Annotated in this window: 20 protein-coding genes, 2 tRNA genes and 1 pseudogene; 11 read left to right on the top strand and 12 right to left on the bottom strand. The window is 66.6% G+C overall.

The annotated features are described in order from the left end of the window. Positions 1–3: 3 nt before the first annotated feature. Positions 4–645 (bottom strand): J domain-containing protein, encoded by a 642-nt coding sequence (locus BGO82_RS14205; RefSeq protein ID WP_291306262.1) that lies wholly within the window; start codon positions 643–645, stop codon positions 4–6. 49 nt (positions 646–694) lie between these two features. Between BGO82_RS14205 and BGO82_RS14200 the strand changes: the two genes are divergently transcribed. Next, positions 695–979: a BolA family protein gene (locus BGO82_RS14200; protein WP_291306261.1), complete on the top strand. Its 285-nt coding sequence runs from the start codon at positions 695–697 to the stop codon at positions 977–979. Between the two features lie 452 nt (positions 980–1,431). On the opposite strand, the gene BGO82_RS14195 is transcribed toward BGO82_RS14200, so the two are convergent. From BGO82_RS14195 to BGO82_RS14180, 4 genes are read right to left on the bottom strand one after another with little or no spacing between them, the layout of a single operon-like run. Further along, positions 1,432–1,722 (bottom strand): XRE family transcriptional regulator, encoded by a 291-nt coding sequence (locus BGO82_RS14195; RefSeq protein ID WP_291306260.1) that lies wholly within the window; start codon positions 1,720–1,722, stop codon positions 1,432–1,434. Continuing rightward, positions 1,700–2,032 (bottom strand): type II toxin-antitoxin system RelE/ParE family toxin, encoded by a 333-nt coding sequence (locus BGO82_RS14190; protein ID WP_291306259.1) that lies wholly within the window; start codon positions 2,030–2,032, stop codon positions 1,700–1,702. The genes BGO82_RS14195 and BGO82_RS14190 overlap by 23 nt, the downstream gene beginning before the upstream one ends. Before the next feature lie 51 nt (positions 2,033–2,083). Further along, complete coding sequence (gene aroB / locus BGO82_RS14185) at positions 2,084–3,193, bottom strand: 3-dehydroquinate synthase (protein ID WP_291306258.1); 1,110 nt, start codon at positions 3,191–3,193, stop codon at positions 2,084–2,086. Beyond that, positions 3,186–3,770 carry a shikimate kinase gene (locus BGO82_RS14180; protein WP_291306257.1) on the bottom strand — a complete coding sequence of 195 codons (585 nt, stop codon included), beginning with the start codon at positions 3,768–3,770 and terminating at the stop codon, positions 3,186–3,188. The genes aroB and BGO82_RS14180 overlap by 8 nt, the downstream gene beginning before the upstream one ends. Before the next feature lie 138 nt (positions 3,771–3,908). On the opposite strand from BGO82_RS14180, the gene BGO82_RS14175 reads away from it, so the two are divergent. Beyond that, positions 3,909–4,208, top strand: coding sequence for a hypothetical protein (locus tag BGO82_RS14175; RefSeq protein ID WP_291306256.1), 300 nt, complete (start codon positions 3,909–3,911; stop codon positions 4,206–4,208). Further along, on the top strand, positions 4,205–5,116 hold the full coding sequence (locus BGO82_RS14170) for a site-specific tyrosine recombinase XerD (protein ID WP_291306255.1): 912 nt from the start codon (positions 4,205–4,207) through the stop codon (positions 5,114–5,116). Before BGO82_RS14175 ends, BGO82_RS14170 begins: the two co-directional genes overlap by 4 nt. A gap of 19 nt (positions 5,117–5,135) precedes the next feature. Here the strand turns inward: BGO82_RS14170 and BGO82_RS14165 are convergent, their stop codons facing one another. Next, positions 5,136–5,669 (bottom strand): dihydrofolate reductase, encoded by a 534-nt coding sequence (locus BGO82_RS14165; RefSeq protein ID WP_291306254.1) that lies wholly within the window; start codon positions 5,667–5,669, stop codon positions 5,136–5,138. Positions 5,670–5,827: 158 nt separating this feature from the next. Between BGO82_RS14165 and BGO82_RS14160 the strand changes: the two genes are divergently transcribed. Together BGO82_RS14160 and BGO82_RS14155 are read left to right on the top strand one after the other, a co-directional pair. Continuing rightward, positions 5,828–7,618 carry a hypothetical protein gene (locus tag BGO82_RS14160; protein WP_291306253.1) on the top strand — a complete coding sequence of 597 codons (1,791 nt, stop codon included), beginning with the start codon at positions 5,828–5,830 and terminating at the stop codon, positions 7,616–7,618. Between the two features lie 92 nt (positions 7,619–7,710). Continuing rightward, positions 7,711–8,670 carry an acetyl-CoA carboxylase carboxyltransferase subunit alpha gene (locus BGO82_RS14155; protein ID WP_291306252.1) on the top strand — a complete coding sequence of 320 codons (960 nt, stop codon included), beginning with the start codon at positions 7,711–7,713 and terminating at the stop codon, positions 8,668–8,670. An 83-nt stretch (positions 8,671–8,753) separates the two neighbouring features. Here the strand turns inward: BGO82_RS14155 and hisN are convergent, their stop codons facing one another. Together hisN and BGO82_RS14145 are read right to left on the bottom strand one after the other, a co-directional pair. After that, positions 8,754–9,560 (bottom strand): histidinol-phosphatase, encoded by an 807-nt coding sequence (hisN, locus tag BGO82_RS14150; protein ID WP_291306251.1) that lies wholly within the window; start codon positions 9,558–9,560, stop codon positions 8,754–8,756. 297 nt (positions 9,561–9,857) lie between these two features. Next, a complete protein-coding gene (locus BGO82_RS14145) occupies positions 9,858–10,751 on the bottom strand; it encodes an N-formylglutamate amidohydrolase (RefSeq protein ID WP_291306250.1) in 894 nt (297 codons plus the stop codon). Between the two features lie 158 nt (positions 10,752–10,909). Between BGO82_RS14145 and cpdR the strand changes: the two genes are divergently transcribed. The 5 genes from cpdR (at position 10,910) to BGO82_RS14120 (ending at position 14,046) form a co-directional block, all read left to right on the top strand. Further along, positions 10,910–11,269, top strand: a complete 360-nt coding sequence (gene cpdR, locus BGO82_RS14140; RefSeq protein WP_291306249.1) for a cell cycle two-component system response regulator CpdR — start codon at positions 10,910–10,912, stop codon at positions 11,267–11,269. 14 nt (positions 11,270–11,283) lie between these two features. Beyond that, positions 11,284–11,463 (top strand): hypothetical protein, encoded by a 180-nt coding sequence (locus BGO82_RS14135; protein ID WP_291306248.1) that lies wholly within the window; start codon positions 11,284–11,286, stop codon positions 11,461–11,463. A 10-nt stretch (positions 11,464–11,473) separates the two neighbouring features. After that, a complete protein-coding gene (locus BGO82_RS14130; protein WP_291306247.1) occupies positions 11,474–13,711 on the top strand; it encodes a cation:proton antiporter in 2,238 nt (745 codons plus the stop codon). 145 nt (positions 13,712–13,856) lie between these two features. Next, positions 13,857–13,931: transfer RNA gene (locus BGO82_RS14125), tRNA-Val, on the top strand. Positions 13,932–13,971: 40 nt separating this feature from the next. After that, a tRNA-Val gene (locus BGO82_RS14120) sits at positions 13,972–14,046 on the top strand. A 62-nt stretch (positions 14,047–14,108) separates the two neighbouring features. Here BGO82_RS14120 and BGO82_RS14115 read toward each other — a convergent pair. The 3 genes and pseudogenes from BGO82_RS14115 to BGO82_RS14110 form a co-directional block, all read right to left on the bottom strand. Beyond that, entirely contained in the window at positions 14,109–15,080 is a 972-nt protein-coding gene (locus BGO82_RS14115; RefSeq protein ID WP_291306246.1) for a site-specific integrase, read from the bottom strand. Positions 15,081–15,094: 14 nt separating this feature from the next. Beyond that, positions 15,095–15,253 (bottom strand): annotated as a pseudogene (locus BGO82_RS21070) (excisionase family DNA-binding protein); the annotation flags it as partial. Positions 15,254–15,439: 186 nt separating this feature from the next. Beyond that, positions 15,440–15,679 carry a hypothetical protein gene (locus tag BGO82_RS14110; protein ID WP_291306245.1) on the bottom strand — a complete coding sequence of 80 codons (240 nt, stop codon included), beginning with the start codon at positions 15,677–15,679 and terminating at the stop codon, positions 15,440–15,442. A gap of 111 nt (positions 15,680–15,790) precedes the next feature. Here BGO82_RS14110 and BGO82_RS14105 point away from each other — a divergent pair, with 111 nt between their 5' ends. Continuing rightward, positions 15,791–16,027: a DUF6471 domain-containing protein gene (locus BGO82_RS14105; RefSeq protein WP_291306244.1), complete on the top strand. Its 237-nt coding sequence runs from the start codon at positions 15,791–15,793 to the stop codon at positions 16,025–16,027. A 5-nt stretch (positions 16,028–16,032) separates the two neighbouring features. On the opposite strand, the gene BGO82_RS14100 is transcribed toward BGO82_RS14105, so the two are convergent. Beyond that, complete coding sequence (locus BGO82_RS14100; RefSeq protein ID WP_291306243.1) at positions 16,033–16,515, bottom strand: integrase core domain-containing protein; 483 nt, start codon at positions 16,513–16,515, stop codon at positions 16,033–16,035. Positions 16,516–16,601 lie beyond the last annotated feature (86 nt).

The raw sequence follows: 16,601 nt of genomic DNA, 5'->3' as shown, positions 1-16,601 counted from the left end.
GGCTCAGGCGCCGACGAAGCCCTTGGTCTTGAGGTGCGAATAGGCGGCGATGATCGAGCGCAGCCGTTCTTCCGAGGCCTTGTCGCCGCCATTGGCGTCCGGGTGGTGGATCTTCACCAGGGCCTTGTAGGCGCGCTTGATCTCGTCGGATTTGGCGCCGGTCTTGAACCCCAGCGTCTCGAAGGCGCGACGGTCGTTCTCGTGCAGCTTGATCTCGCGCTCGGCCTGCGGGCCGCGGGCGTTGGCGCGGCGGTAGCGGGCCCACACATGCAGCGGGTCGGAGAAGCGGCGCTGTCCGGCGCCGCTGCTGTCGCGCTTGGGCATGCGCGGGCCGGCATAGGCGCCGGGCTTGCTGCCCAGGCCCCAGCTCGGGCGCCCGTCGGTCTCGGCGGTGCGGTACAGATGCTCCTCGCGCTCCTTGTCGGTCATGCCGGAAAAGAAGTTGAAGGCGGTGTTGTAGTGCCGCACGTGCTCGAGGCAGAAATGGTGGTACTCGCCCTCGAAGCGGTGGCCCTTGGGGGCCTTGTAGAGGCCGGGCTGGTCGCAGCCCTCCCAGGCGCAATCGGGCACCTCCGGACGCGGGTCCGGCGCATTGTGCCGCGGCTGGATGCGGATGCGGTCGAAGAGCTTGGAATCGATAGTCATCAGTCCTAGTTACGTCCCGAAATGCCGAACGCCCAAGAGGGGTACCCATATGCCTGTTCGCGACGCGATTGTTGCAAAACTTTCTGCCAAATTCGTCCCCGAGCATCTTGAAGTGATCGATGAAAGTTCACGACATCAAGGGCACGCCGGATCGCGGCCGGAAGGCGAAACGCATTTCCGCGTCCGCATCGCCGCCCGCAGCCTCGCCGGCATGAGCCGGGTGGCGCAGCACCGGGCCATCACCGATGCGCTCGGCGACGAATTCGCGGCGGGCGTGCACGCCCTCGCCATCGAGGTATCGGCGTCGCCACAGCGCGAAATGCCGCGTGCCTGAGCCGAAAAAATCGCGGGTGCCGGGGCTGGAGCACCGGTTTGCGGCAGCGCTGTGGCGTTGACTATGTTGTGACGGGACAAGCCGAATTCCAGGCGTTGCGGCGGCAACCTTACCAAAGTACGGCGCAATCCCGGCCCGCTCGTGGCCGCGTGCCACGCCACGAGCAAAGTGTCGCCCCCCTCGCTTTCTAGCACTTGCTGGGCAGGCAGCTTCAGGAGGGCGCAATGAAAATGTCGCTGCAGCGGGCTTTGCGCGCGCGCTGACACCCCATCCCCAAGCTTCCCTCCCTCTCGCCGGGGAGGGATGGATGGACCCCCGGGTCCGTCCCTCCGGCGTCGCTGCGCTCCCGCAAAGAGCGTGGCCCAGCGGTTTGTAGTTCGTCGACCTGGACCCCGACTTGGAGGCAACCACGCGTTCCATACGCGCTGCCGGGGTGACGCCGGAGCTGGGGGCTAGGGGGCGAAGCGGATGTCCAGCTTGATCCCGGCCAGGCCGGACATGCCAACCAGCGCGTCGATGCTGAACAGGTTGATCTTACCGCGCATGAGGTCGGAAATGCGCGGCTGGCTGACTCCCAACCGCCTGGCGGCTACGGCCTGCGTCCAGCCCTGCGCCTTGATGTAGGTTTCGAGTTGATACATCAGGCTCGACAGCACCTTCATGCGTTGCCGCTCGGCCAGATCGTCCTCGATCGCATCCCAGACGCTTTCGAACGACTGGCTAGCGGGTTCGCCGTCTGGCAATGAGGGCTTTGTAGCGCGCCGTCGCGAGCTCAAGGTCGGCGCGGCCGGTGCGTTGAGACTTCTTTTGGAAGCAGTGGAGGACGTAGACCGCTTCTTCGAACTTGGCGATGTAGACGACACGGAACGCTCCTTCTTCATGGATGCGAATCTCGCCGACGCCGGCTCCGATGCTCGGCATCGGCTTCCAGTCCAGCGGTTGCTTGCCCTGCTGTATCCGCCAGAGGTCATGGCCGGCCTGACGGCGGGCGAGAAGCGGGAAATCCCGCAAAGCCTCGCCGGACGAGCCTTCGAAATCGACACGCTTGTCCATATCCGAAACACCAAAATTATACAAGTATCAGTATAAGTCGTCAGTCACGACTTAGTCCCGCATCTCCTCCAGATACGTCCGCACCGCCTGTGGATCGACGTTCTTTTCGATGAAGGCCTGGCCGATGCCGTGGGTAAGGATGAAGGTCAGGGCGCCGCGGACCACCTTCTTGTCCTGGGCGATGGCGTCCATCAGGTAATCGGTGCCGGGCAGGCCGCCGGGGATGTCCTGCAGCGTCGTCGGCAGGCCGGCGCGCTTGAGGTGCGCGGCGATGCGGCCGGTGTCCTGGCTCGGGGCGAGGCCGAGCTTCGCCGAAAAGCCATGCGCCAGCACCATGCCGATGGCGACGCCCTCGCCATGCAGCAGCCGGTCGGAAAAGCCGGTGGCCTTCTCCAGCGCGTGGCCGAAAGTGTGGCCGAGATTGAGCAGCGCGCGCACGCCGGTTTCCTTCTCGTCGGCCAGCACAAAACGCGTCTTGGCGGCGCAGGCGCGGGCGATGGCCTCGGCACGGGCCGGGCCGCCGGCAAAGATCTCCGGCTGCTGCTGCTCGAGCCAGAAGAAGAAGGCCTCGTCGTCGATCAGCCCGTATTTCACCGTCTCGGCGTAGCCGGCGGCGAATTCGCGCGGCGGCAGGGTGGCGAGCGCACCGATATCGGCCAGCACCAGCTTTGGCTGGTGGAAGGCGCCGATCAGATTCTTGCCGTGTGGCGAGTTGATGCCTGTCTTGCCGCCGACGGAGCTGTCGACCTGCGCCAAAAGGCTCGTCGGGAGCTGCACGAAATCCATGCCGCGGCGGGTGATCGCGGCGGCGAAGCCGGCGAGGTCGCCGATGACGCCGCCGCCCAGCGCCAGCACGATGTCGCCGCGCTCGAGCCGCGCTTCGAGCAGGCCCTCGACCACCTCGTTGAGCCGGCCGATCGATTTGCTGGCCTCGCCATTGGGCACCACCACCGTTGCGTGCCTGAGGCCGGCGGCGTCGAGCGCGCGGGTCAGCCGCGGCAATTGCGCCTTGGCCACTTCGCTGTCGGTGACGATGCCATAGCGGCGGCCGGGAAACATCGCCTGCAGCCGTTCCCCCGCGCTTTCGAGCAGATCGGGGCCGATCAGGATGTCGTAGGCGCGCTCGCCCAGCGGCACATGGACAAGGGTCGGCTCAGCCATCGCGGTCTCCAAGGTGCAGCAGCAGTGCCTCGATCACGTCGGAGGCCACCTGGTCCTGCGGCACGTCGCGGCTGACGATGGTGACGTCGGCCTCGGCGTAAGTGGGGTAGCGCCGGTCGATCAGCTCCTGCAGCGTCTGGCGCGGATTGGCGGTCTTGAGCAGCGGCCGGTTGGAGCGCCGTTGCACGCGGGCAAACAGCAGTTCGAAATCGGCCTTGATCCACACCGACACCGCCGAGGCCTTGACCAGCGCGCGGGTCTCGGCGTTCATGAAGGCGCCGCCGCCGGTGCCCAGCACCAGGTCGCGGTCCTTGAGCAGCCGGGCGATCACCCGTACCTCGCCGGCGCGGAAATCGGCCTCGCCGCGGGTGGCGAAGATGTCTTCGATCGACATGCCGGCGGCTTTTTCCACTTCTTCGTCGCTGTCGACGAAATGCCGGCCGAGCCGCGCCGCGAGCCGCCGGCCGACGGTGGTCTTGCCGGCGCCCATCATCCCCACCAGCACGACGGCGCGCCCGTCCAGCAGGGCGTTGAGCTCGTCCTTGTGCGCATCGCGCGGTGGCGGGGCTGCGGTCATCTTGGGTCCCGGGGCGTGGTCCGGGTTGAACCGTTAGGGCCTCCTAAAGTCAATCCCGCTACGATCCGGACCTGCCTCGCCCTTGATCGTGCCGCAGAATGGCGAGACAAAAGCAGTCCATCCACCACGCGGGATTCGATGCCGACCCTCATCCGCCTATTCATCGTGCTCGTGGTGCTGGCCGGCCTGGTGTTTGCCGGCATGATCGCCCTCACCATCATGGTCGATCCGGGCGAGAAGGACATCACCATCAAGATTCCGGCGCGCGAGCTGGTGCCGCCATCGGCGCCGATCGACCTCGACAACCTGCCGGCGCCGGTCAACGTGGCGCCCAAGGACGAGAGCTCCGCCGTCTCCTCGAGCCTGCCCTCGATCGACATTTCGGATTCGGAGGCCGACGAGTCCGGGGTGAAGACGGTCGACACCGGCGCCGAATGAGCAGCGCCCACCTGGTCGAGGCGTTCCTCGAAATGATGAGCGCGGAGCGCAACGCCGCGCCCAACACGCTCGAGGCGTACCGCCGCGACCTCACGGACTATGCCGGCTTCCTCGCCGCCAGGGGCAAGTCGGCCGAAACCGCCGGGCGCGAGCAGGTGGTGGCGTATCTGGCGTTCCTCGACGGGCAGGGGCTCGCGGCCTCGTCGGCGGCGCGGCGGCTGTCGGCGCTGCGGCAGTTCCACAAATTCCTCTGTGCCGACCAGGTCCGGCCCGACGATCCGACGCGCATCGTCGCCAGTCCGCGCAGACGCCGGCCGCTGCCCAAGGTGCTCGGCGTCGCCGAGGTCGACCGGCTGCTGGCGACGGCCGAAGCCGGGGCGAACGCCGAGGCGCCGGAGCATAAGCGGCTCGCGGCGCGCCGGCTCTACGTGCTGCTCGAGCTGCTCTATGCCACCGGCATGCGGGTCAGCGAGCTGGTGAGCCTCAGGCGCGCCGCGGTGATGCGCGATGCGAGCTATCTCAGCATCACCGGCAAGGGCAACAAGGAGCGCATCGTGCCGGTCAACGACCGGGCGCGCGATGCGGTGCGGTCGTGGGTGGCGACGCTGCCGCCGGGGCCGTGGCTGTTCCCCGCCGGCGGCGAGGACGGCTATCTCAGCCGGCAGGTGTTCGCGCGCGACCTCAAGGGGCTTGCCGGCCGCGCCGGCATCGCCAGCGCCCGCGTGGCGCCGCACGTCCTCCGCCACGCCTTCGCCAGCCATCTGCTGCAGGGCGGCGCCGATCTGCGCGTGGTGCAGACGCTGCTCGGCCACGCCGACATCTCCACCACGCAGATCTACACGCACGTGCTGGACGAAAAGCTCAGGACGCTGGTGGAGCAGCACCACCCGCTGGCCGAAAAGAGCTGAGCGTGCGGTCGGCCGACCGCTAGGGCCGCCGCCACACCGTCAGCGACACCCCGGCATCCAGCTCTTCCGTTTCCGCGGCCCGCAGGCCCGCTTGCGCCAGCACGTCCCAGGGCAGGCCGCCGGAAAAGCACGGCACCCCGTCGGGGATGGCGAGGCCGGCCACCGTGACCAGTTCGAAGCTGGTGAAGCCGGGCAGGAACAGGTCGAAGACGCGCTGGCCGCCGGTAACGGCCACCACGCCGTCGGCGATGCCGAGGCCGGCGAGCACGCGCCTGAGCCCGATGCCGCTTGGGTTCCACAGCATGGTGTGATCGTCCCCCGGGGCGCGTTCGAGCCAGGCGACGCGGCTCGTCACCACCAGCCGCTTGCGGCCCGGATTGGGGTGGGCCTCATGGCCGATCCGGCCGAGCACCACCAGCACCGCGCGGTCGAGCGCCGCCTGGAAGCGGCGCCAGTCGGCGTCGTTCCGCAGTGCGGCGGGCATTTTGTGGTCGCGGTCGGCGATCATGCCGTCGGCGGACACGATGGCATGTCCGACAATCTCCAATGCCATCGCGGCCTCCATTCAGTGGGCATTCACGCAAAGCGGGTGAGAGCAGTAGAGTGGCGGCAAATTGCATGCAATTGTTCCGCGAATTGCCACAAAGACTTCGTTACGTCCTGCGAGGGTCCGTCGCAGACCGACTTCACACGATCAGAGGAAACGCCATCGTGCTCAATATCTCCAAAGCGGCGCTGCTCGCCGCCGTGCTCAGCCTCGCGGCCGCCCCGGCGGTGCTCGCCCAGGACAGCAGTTCGTCGTCCGCCGAAGCGAGCGCGCCGGTCACCACCACGCGGGCGAGTTTCGATTCCCGCGTTTCCATCCCGACGGTGACGGCGGTCGATTCGAGCATGGACGAGGTGACGCTGCGCGAGGTGCTGAGCGGCAACCTCGCGGCGCACGCCTCCGAGCTCTCGGCGCTGTCGGCCACCAGCATCACCGTCCCCGAGATCACGCTGACCATCACCACCAGCGAAAACGGCGGCACCCCGCAGGTCACCGAGATGTCGTACAAGGATCTGGTGCTGCGCGACGTCAAGAACGGCATTGCCGCGAGCGCCAGCGTCGGTTCGGCGGTGAGCAAAAGCCCCGAGGGCACCTTCACCTTCGGCAAGATGTCGACGGGGCTGCTCGACATCGGCGGCATCCTCGCGCTCTACGCCATGGTGCCCAGCACCGGCAGCGAACCGCCGCTGAAGCCGATCTACCGCAACTTCACCTGGGACGGCGCCAAATTCGAGGCGGACGGGGTGAGCTGCGATATCGGCAGGATCGCCACCGACGAGTTCGACGCGCGGCCGCTCAAGGTGTCGTTCAAGGAGCTGACCGACGCCGCCAACGAGCTCGAGGCAGCCAAGGACGGGGCGCCGCCGGCCGCCGCCATGGGCAAGGTCGTGACCTTCCTCACCGACATCTTCCAGGCGTTCAAATCGACGCCGACCACGGTGGGCGCCATCGACTGCTCGGGCACCGGCAAGGACGGCAAGCCGTTCGCGCTGACGCTGGGCGGCGTCGAGATGGGCGGCTTCTCGCCGGGCAGCTATCCGGCGGTGACCATCAACGACCTCAAGATCGCCGCCAGCGACGGCTCGGTCGGCCTCAAATCGGCGACCTTCAAGGCGATCGATTTCGGCCAGCCGCTCGATGCGCTCAAGGCGGCGAGCGGCGTCGATCCGGCCTGGTTCGACAAGAACTGGCGCAAGATCATTCCGGCGTGGGGCGGCATGTCGCTGACCGGGCTCGCGGTGGACGTGCCCGATCCCGAGCAGCAAAGCGGCCGCGTGCAGCTCAACGTCGCCGATTTCGACCTGACGCTCGGCGACTATCTGAACGGCATTCCAACCAAGATCAGCAGCTCGGCGCATGGCGTCGACATGCCGCTGCCGCCCGACAGCGACGACGACACGGCCAAGATGCTCAAGGCCATCGGCATCAGCAAGATCAACGCCAGCTACGAGTTCACCGCGAGCTGGGACAAGGCCGGCCAGGCGATCAGGATCGACAACCTCTCGGTCTCGGGCGCCGATCTCGGCAGTTTCGCCCTGGCGGCGGTGGCGGGCAACGCCACCGAGCAATTGTTCGCCGTCGATCCCGATTTGCAGCAGGCGGCCTCGATGGGGGTGACGGTCAAATCCATCACCTTCACCATCACCGACAGCGGGCTGGGCGACAAGCTGGTGCCGCTGCTGGCGGCCGAGCAGAACGCCGACCCCGCGACCTTCCGCACACAGATGGCGGGGGTGGCGGAAGGCGCGGCGCTGCAGATGCTGGGCAGCACCGACGCGGCGCGCGCGCTGGGCGCGGCGGTCGGCGACTTCATGTCGGGCAAGACCAAATCGGTGCGCATCGACGTCACCGCCAAGGACCCCAACGGCATCAGCGTGCCGCAATTGATGCAGGCCAGCGACGATCCGACGGTGCTGGCCAGCGCCGTCGACATCACCGGCAGCTCGCCGAACTAGGGTTCGCTTGACACCGGCAGTCCCGCTCGCCACTTTCCGGCCATGATGCGCAGCGACATCGCTCGCGATTTTCAACGGCCAGGCGGGCGGGAATGCAGTCCTATCTCGATTTCGAAAAACCGGTCGCCGACCTCGAAGGCAAGATCGCCGAGCTGAAATCGCTGTCGGGCGCCGAAAAGGCGGTGTCGATCGACGACGAGGTGGCGGCGCTCACCGTACGCGCCGACCAGGCGCTGGTCGACATCTACAAGCGGCTCACGCCCTGGCAGAAGACGCAGGTCGCCCGGCACCCGCAGCGGCCGCATTTTTCCGACTACATCAAGGGTCTCGTCACCGAGTGGACGCCGCTGGCCGGCGACCGCAAATATGCCGAGGACGCGGCGGTGCAGGCCGGCTTCGGCCGCTTCAACGGCACGCCCGTCGCCATCATCGGGCAGGAGAAGGGCTCGACCACCGAGACCCGGCTCAAGCACAATTTCGGCATGGCGCGGCCCGAGGGCTACCGCAAGGCGGTGCGCATCATGGACATGGCCGACCGCTTCGGCATTCCGGTGGTGTCGTTCGTCGATACCGCCGGCGCCTATCCGGGGATCGGCGCCGAGGAGCGCGGGCAGGCCGAGGCCATCGCCCGCTGCACCGAAAAATGCCTCGAGATCGGCGTGCCCAACCTTGCCATCATCATCGGCGAGGGCGGCTCGGGCGGCGCCATCGCCATCGCCACGGCCAATCGCGTGCTGATGCTCGAAAACTCGATCTATGCCGTGGCCTCGCCCGAGGCGTCGGCCTCGATCCTGTGGAAGGACGCGGCGCGCGCCATGGACGCCGCCAACAACATGAAGATCACGGCGCAGGATTTGCTGGGCTTCGGCGTCATCGACGGCATCATCCCGGAGCCGGCGGGCGGCGCGCATCGCCACCCGCAGACGGTGATGGCCAACACCGCCGAAGCGATCGGCGCGTTCCTGCGCGAGTTCCCCGGCAATCGCGGCCCGCTGCAGGTGCGCGAGCTGCGCCGCGAAAAGTTCATGGCCGTGGGCACGGCGCTGAACTGACGACACGCCACGATGCGGCAATCGTCTCACCTCGCCCCTCAGGGGAGAGGTCGGCGCCTTGGCGAGCGGAGCGAGCCCTTCCCCTATCCCCGCAGCACCCTCATCGCCGCCTCGTGCAGTTCCGGCGTCGCCGCGGCGACGCAATTGCCGCCGGCTTCGGCGGGGCCGCCGTCCCAGGTGGTGACGACGCCGCCGGCATTCTCGATGATCGGGATCAGCGGCGCGATGTCGACGTTCTTGAGCATGGATTCGGCGACGATATCGATGTGCCCGGCGGCCAGCAGGCAATAGCCGTAGCAGTCGAGGCCCCAGCGGATCTGCAGCGTCGCCTGCCGCAGCCGGGCGATGTTGTCGGTGGTGCCGGCGAGCTCGAAGATGTCGGGCGAGGTGGCGGTCACCTTGGCGCGGCCGAGCTCGGTGAGGCCTGAGGTGCGCAGCGGCCGGGTCTCGCCGTGCCGGCTGTAGACCGCCGTTCCAGGCAGGCCGAGATAGGTCTCGCCGGTGAACGGCTGCGCCATCAGGCCGGCGACGGCGCGCCCGCGGTGCATCAGGCCGATCAGCGTGCCCCACACCGGCACGCCGGAGATGAAGGCGCGGGTGCCGTCGATCGGATCGACGATCCAGTCATAGGCGCCGGCCGAGGCCTTGGGGTCCCATTCCTCGCCGATGATGCCGTGCTCGGGAAAGCGTGCCGCGAGCACGGCGCGGATGGCGATCTCGGCGTCGCGGTCGGCGGCGGTCACCGGATCGAAGCCGGTTTCCCACTTGTTTTCCACCGCCAGCGGGGTGCGGAAGCCGGCAAGGGTGCGTTCGGCGGCGGCCTCGGCGGCGGCGAGCAGCGTTGCCTGCACCAGGGCGGGATCGAGGCCGGCGAGGCCATCTGCGGTCATGAAGGGCTCCGGAGAAGATTGTCGTTCTTATGCAGGGCCATAGCAGGCACGGCCCGGCGCAATATCGGCATTTTTGCCGAGGGCAGGTGATTCATTTATGCAACAGGCGGCGCGGCGCGTCTGTTGAAGAGCATGCTGTTGCTTGTCTCGTGCGGCAAATCAGTTCACGCCGAAGCTGCATGATGGATGGGCGGTTCGCGGCGCTGCCGCGACTATCGGCAGTGCGAGCCGCCGTCGTTTCCTCCCTTGACTGGGGCCGCTGCTAGATCGCGCGGCCCCTTCTCTTTGCGGGACCGGTCATTCGGCGGCCTTGGCCGGCTGGTGCAGCGGGGCGGTCAGCAGGCTCATGTCGTAGCCGATCAGCGCCAGGGTCAGCCGGTCGAGCAATTGCCGGATGGCGTTGAAGCCCTCGTTCCGCTCCAGCGTCACTTCGTTCATGTAGAGGTGGCGCGAGATCTCGACCTGCAGCGCGTGGATGCCGTGCTGCGGCCGGCCGTAGGTGCGGGCGATGAAGCCGCCGGCATAGGGGCGGTTGCGCGCCACGCGCAGGCCGGCGCCGGCGAACACCATCTCGCACAGATCGATCAGGCCGGTGGCGCAGGTGGTGCCGTAGCGGTCGCCGAGCACGATGTCGGGGGCCAGCCGGTCGCCCGAGCGGGCGATGCGCGGCATCGAATGGCAGTCGATCAGCACCGCCACGCCGAACGCCGCGACGGCGTCGGACAACAGGCGCTGCAGCGTCGCGTGATAGGGCAGGTAGATGCCCTCGATGCGCATGCGTGCATCCTCCAGCGTCAGCAATTCGCGGTAGATCGGCTTGTTCTCGGCCACCACCCTGGCGATGGTGCCGAGCCCGGCGGCGACGCGCGGGCTCGTGGTGTTGAACCGGTCCGACAGCGGATCGGCGAACATTTGCGGGTCGAGCTCCCACGGCTCGCGGTTGACGTCGAGATAGGCGCGCGGGAAATGCGCCCGCAGCAGCGGCGTGCCCAGATGCGGCGCCCGGGCGAACAATTCGTCGACATAGGCGTCCTCGGACTGGCGGATCGACAGATGGTCGAGCCGGGTCATCTTGAGGAAGCGGTCGGGATATTCGCGCCCGGAATGGGCCGAGTTGAACACGATCGGCGCGGTCAGCCGGCGGGGTCGGATGGTTTCGAAGGCCGGTTTTTCCCAGTAGTCGGACCGCAAATCACACTCCAGCGGGCTTGTGGCAATTATCCTGCATCCCGCTCCCGGCTTTGTCCAGCAGCCGGAAAGCCGCGATATGGCCCGTTGCGATTCGGCAAAACTCGATTAAACATCGCCGTGCCCGGGCAGTGGGCATGTTGCGGGGAGTTCTGAGAGCGATGAAGCGGATTCTTCTGGCCGAAGACGATAACGACATGCGCCAGTTCCTGACGCGCGCGCTCAAGACCGCCGGCTATGAGGTGGTGTCGTTCGACAACGGCAAATCCGCCTATGAGCGGCTGCGCGAGGAACCGTTCTCGCTGCTGCTCAGCGATATCGTGATGCCGGAGATGGACGGCATAGAGCTCGCGCGCCGCGCCACCGAGCTCGATCCCGACCTCAAGGTGATGTTCATCACCGGCTTTGCCGCCGTGGCGCTCAACCCCGACAGCGAGGCGCCCAAGGATGCCTCGGTGCTGAGCAAGCCATTCCATCTGAAGGATCTGGTCAACGAGGTCGAGCGCCTGCTCGCCGCCTGACCGGGCGCTCACGCATGCACCTCGTCCTCGTCGGCGCGCTTGCGCCGGCGGGCAGGCTTGCGGACCTCGCGTCCATGCCGAAAAGCGGCGCGGACGGGGCAAAAGGTTCCCGTCCGGCACGAATCTTTCGGCTTGCCCGCGACGGAACCAAGATGACCTCCTCAGGCTTCAAGGCTCCGGCGAGCGGCAGTTGAAGGGGCAGGTTTGACGGCACGGTGGACCATTGCGGCAGGTGCCGGGGCGCTCGGGCTCGTGCTGCTGGGCGCGGTGCCGGCGGAAGCGGCGGAAGCGGCCGCCCATGGCGGCTCCGAAGTGATGCTGCTGGCCCAGGTGCTGCTGCTGGTGCTGTTCGGGCGCCTGCTCGGCGAATTGATGTTCCGCCTCGGCCAGCCCTCCATCATCGGGCAGATTCTCGCCGGCATCATCCTCGGGCCGACGGTGCTGGGGGCGCTGTGGCCGGGCGCCGAGGCATTCCTGTTTCCCCCGGGCGGCGAGCAGGCGGCCATGCTCGACGGCATCGCCCAGCTCGGCATCCTGTTCCTGCTGCTGCTGGCCGGCATGGAGACCGATCTCGGGCTCGCCTACCGGCTGCGCAGGCATGCCATCGCCGTGTCGCTCAGCGGCATCGCCGTGCCCTTCGCCTGCGGCTTCGCGCTCGGCATGCTGGTGCCCGACTGGGTGCTGCCCGAGGCCGACAAGCGGCTGGTGGCGGCGCTGTTCTTCGGCACCGCGCTCTCCATCTCCTCGCTCAAGATCGTCGCCACGGTGGTGCGCGAGATGAACTTCATGCGCCGCAATGTCGGCCAGCTCATCGTCGCCTCGGCGGTGATCGACGACACCGCCGGCTGGGTGATCATCGCCATTACGCTCGGCATCGCCACCACCGGTTCGGTGGCGCTGGGGCCGCTCGCTATCACCGTCATCGGCACGGCGCTGTTCCTTGCCGTCGCCTTCACCGTCGGCCGCCGCGCCGCCTTCGAGGTGATCCGCTGGACCAACGACAATTTGCACTCCGACCTGCCGGTCACCACCGCCATTGTCGGCATCATGGGCGTGCTGGCGCTCATCACCGCCGGCATCGGCGTGCAGACCGTGCTCGGCGCCTTCGTCGCCGGGCTGCTCATCGGGCAGTCGCCGATCCTCACGCGGCAGATCGACGAACAATTGCGTGGCCTCACCACGGCGCTGTTCATGCCGGTGTTCTTTGGCCTCACGGGCCTCCGCGCCGATCTGCGGGTGCTGCTCGAGCCGACCACGGCGCTCCTCGCGCTCGGGCTCATCCTCATCGCCAGCCTCGGCAAGTTCGGCGGCGCCTTCCTCGGCGCCAAGCTCAACGGCATGAGCCGCGCCGAGGCGCTGGCGCTCGGTTTCGGCATGAATGCGCGCGGCTCCACCGAGGTCATCGTCGCCTCGATCGGGCTCAGCGTCGGCGTGCTCGACCAGCGGCTGTTCTCGGTGATCGTCACCATGGCCATCGTCACCACGCTGATCATGCCGCCGACGCTGCGCTGGGCGCTCGGCCGGCTGCCGCTCAAGGAAGAGGAAAAGGAGCGGCTCGAGCGCGAGGAGTTCGAGGAAGACAGCTACGTGGCGCGGCTCGAACGCATTCTCCTCGTGGCCGACCAGTCGCCCAACGGCAAGCTCGCCTCGACGCTGGCGGGACATCTGGGCGGCCTGCGCAACATGCCGGTGACGGTGCTGGCGCCGCATGACGAGTCCGCCGCCGGCGAGGAGGCGGCGGACGTCGCCGCGGCGCGCTCCGACGCCACGCAGGTCAGGACCGCCTCGGAGGGCGGCATCGCCAAGGCGCAGGAGACCGACGAGACACGCGAGAACAGCCTGCATGTCGAGGCGCGGACCACCGTCGACGACCTCGGCACCGCCATCGGCGCCGAGCTCGACAAGGGGCACGATCTGATGTTCCTCGGGCTCCATCCGGTGGCCGCCGAAGCGGGCGGCTACGAGGCGCGGATCAAGACGGCGCTCGACGCCTTCCGCGAGACCACCGCCATCGCCAGCGCCCGCGGACAATTGTCGCGCCTGCCCGATGCGACGCTGCGCATCCTGGTGCCGATCAGCGGCGATGCCCGCTCGATGCGGGCGCTCGAGCTCGGCGTGCTCATCGCCAAGGCCGGCAATGGACGCGTCGCCGCCATCTCGGTGCCGCAGGAGGACGAGGGCCGGCCGCGCACCGAGGCGCAGCTCGAAGCGCTGTTCGAGCATGTGCGCGAGATCGGCCGGCATTACGAGGTCGAGGTGCGCACCATCCGCGCCGGCGGCAACCGCGAGCTCGGCATCCTGACGCAGGCGCGGCGCGGCCGCTACAATTTGCTGCTGGTGGGCGTCGGCCGCCGCGCCGGCGACCGGCTGTCGCTGGGCACGCTGGCCGACACGCTGCTCGACACCGCCGACCGCTCGCTGCTGTTCTTCGTCACCGACTAGGGCAACGCATCGAATCATGGAATCGGCGAGCGCCCCGCACGCACTCCGCCAGCCCGCGGGGCGGGCGGTGATTGACGCTTGACCCCGCGGCGGCTTTTATGGTCTATCCGCGCCGCGACGGCCCCGACCGTCGCCTCGGAGAGATGGGTGTATAGCTCAGCGGGAGAGCACTACCTTGACATGGTAGGGGTCACAGGTTCAATCCCTGTTACACCCACCATCTCTTTGAAATACAACGCCTTTCGGCGTTCCTGCAGGATGGGTGCGTAGCTCAGCGGGAGAGCATCGCCTTCACACGGCGGGGGTCACAGGTTCAATCCCTGTCGCACCCACCATCCTTTCCGGGCTTTTTGCTCATGCACAGACTGTGCTCAGCCCGTGCAATTGCTCCGCAGGGTCAAAACTCTAGGCTCTTTGACGCCCTTTGTAGGTGTGACGGGCTAAAGCGGGCGTAAACCGAGAACGTGATCCTGGTTGAGCTGTGGCCCAAATATTGCGCGATTTCCTCAAACGTCACGCCAGCCTCAGCCATCCACACCGCCGCAGTGTGGCGGAGATCATGCGGCGTCACGTCCTCCAAGCCAGCGCGACGGACGGCGGCCGCGAACCCTCGCTTTATGTTCAGAACTCGATGGCCGGCATACTCGATGACGAACGGAGTCTGCGCGACAGCCTTAGCTGCTTCAAGGTCGGCCCGTAGTTGATCGTTGATCGGTACCGACAATGCGCGTCGCTTACGGTTATGCTCGCCCGGCACAACTAGGTAAATGCGGCCCCGCTCAAAGTCGACGCGGTCCCAAGTCAGATCCAGCAACGCGGAGCGACGGGCCGCGGTCTGCAGAGCCAGACGAACGAATAGCTTTACATGGGGCTGGAAACATCCACCGAGCAGCGCTCTCGCTTCAACCTTGGTGAGGTAGCGATCGCGAGGGGGAGGGGCGCTGGGTGCTTCAAACCGCGCCGTCGCGATCTTACTCCAATTTAGAGCCTGTCTGATGACGTTGATCTCCTTCAGGATCGTTCCATCACTCCGACCCATCGCCCGGCGATGTTGTGCGAACTTCTCACAGAGAAGCGGAGTAATCTGATCGGGCCTAAGATGGCCGAAGGTGGACCTCGCATTAGCCCATGCACCAGCCAGCCGATTGTAATCTCGGATGCGCCCGTTTTTGTATCCGAGATAGGCCTCCACGTAGTCGCCAACCGTAGAACCGACCGGCGCCGCCATGTCCCGCTGGAAGTCGGCTAGGCGGCGTTCTGCTTCATCCCGCAGGGCGGTACGTAGGGACTGACGTTTCGTTTGACCTCTGGCATCGGTCCAGACTGCGTAGAATTTTCCGCGGTATAGTTTGGCGCGGTAGTCGGGCATTCTTCGAACTCTCTCACTGCGGTAGCTGGGATGCGTATTAGCCGACCAACTCTAAAGTGCCGCAGGGTGCCCTTTGCGATGAGGTCTCGGACGTGTTGAGCCGACACCCCCCATCGCTGAGCGAGTTCCTCGCTTGAGAATGGTCTGCTTCCGTTGTTTGGTTGGGCGTCCATGGCCTGTTCGTGCCGCAGGTCAGGGACCGGTCGACGGGCAACGAGGTGTCCGTTGTCTATGCTTGTTCTGTGCCTCATGACCGCCCATATGGCGAACACTGGGGCGGCGTTCCAGCGCCGCCATTCTCAAATCCAATAGACTAGAAAACGAGCTCGGCTCCCGAGGGAGCCGAGTATGCTCAAGACCTAGTCCGCGGTGGTTGTCGGGTTGACCTCCTGTTCACCAAGCGCGATGCGGGACATTAGGTGCTGGTAGATTTCGGGCACCTCTTCTCCCGCGATGATGAGCAGGGCGGCGGCTACTTGGATGGTTCGGACGGCATCGTTGTTGTCCTCGCTCAGCTGAATGTTCGAGTAGTGGAGGTCCAGCTCGATGGAGAGGTGGCGCACGAGCTCCTTGACGAGCCGTTGATGGATCGGGTCCATGGTGGTGAGTTTCCTTGATGATGAGTTGGCCGGCGCCGCCTCCGGTTGTACTCATTTATGATACGTTGCTGTGCCATCAAGGGGCGGCGAAACTTTTTTTGAGGGTGAAGTGTGAGGGACGTTTGGGAGGAGCGAGCTCGGGAACTCGTCCGAGGGGCGATGATCGCCAAAGGGATCACGTACTCTGAACTGGCCCAGCTCATGACCAGTGGCGGCACGCCGGAAACAGATCAGAACCTCAGAAACAAGATTAGTCGGGGTTCATTTACCGCCGCCTTCCTGTTGCAGGTCTCAGAGGCGATGGGGCTGGATGTCGAGTTTGTCGAGCGAAAAGGCCGGTCCGCGTAGGCCGTCTAGCTGTCGTTTCCAAGCAGGTTGTTCAGTCTTTGGAAGGGACTGATGCCGCCGATGCCGGCGTGAGGTCGGATGGTGTTGTAGGCATCGGTCCACTGGCCGATGGCCTGGTTTCGATGGGCTGAGGAGATGTAAGGCCGGGCATAGACCCACTCTCTGAGCGAGGTCTGGATGAAGCGCTCGGTCTTGCCATTGGTGCGCGGGGTGTAGGGTCGGGTGCGGACGTGGCGGATGCCGGCCTGCTGCATTGCCTGGGCGAAGAGCTTGGAACGGTAGGCCGAGCCATTGTCGGTCATGACCCGTTCGACCCTGACCCCGAGGCGCTCGAACCAGTTGAGGGCGCGGCCGAGGAAGGCCGTGGCGTGCTCGCGCCCAAGGCCATCGAGCACTTCGGTATAGGCGAGCCGGGAACAGTCATCGACAACCACATGCAGATGTTCCCAGCCGATGCCCTCGACACTGTCGCGGCGATTGCCGGTCACACGATGGCTGGGACGGGCGATGCGGCCTGCTGCCTGCCAGACGTTGGCAAAGGGGTAGACAGCTTTAGGCTCGACGCGCCGTCGTA

The sequence above is a fragment of the Devosia sp. 67-54 genome (genome assembly GCF_001899075.1).
Classification (GTDB): Bacteria; Pseudomonadota; Alphaproteobacteria; order Rhizobiales; family Devosiaceae; genus Devosia_A.
The sequence above is the reverse complement of the archived record's forward strand: the minus strand, read 5'-3'. Positions and strand labels throughout refer to the sequence as shown.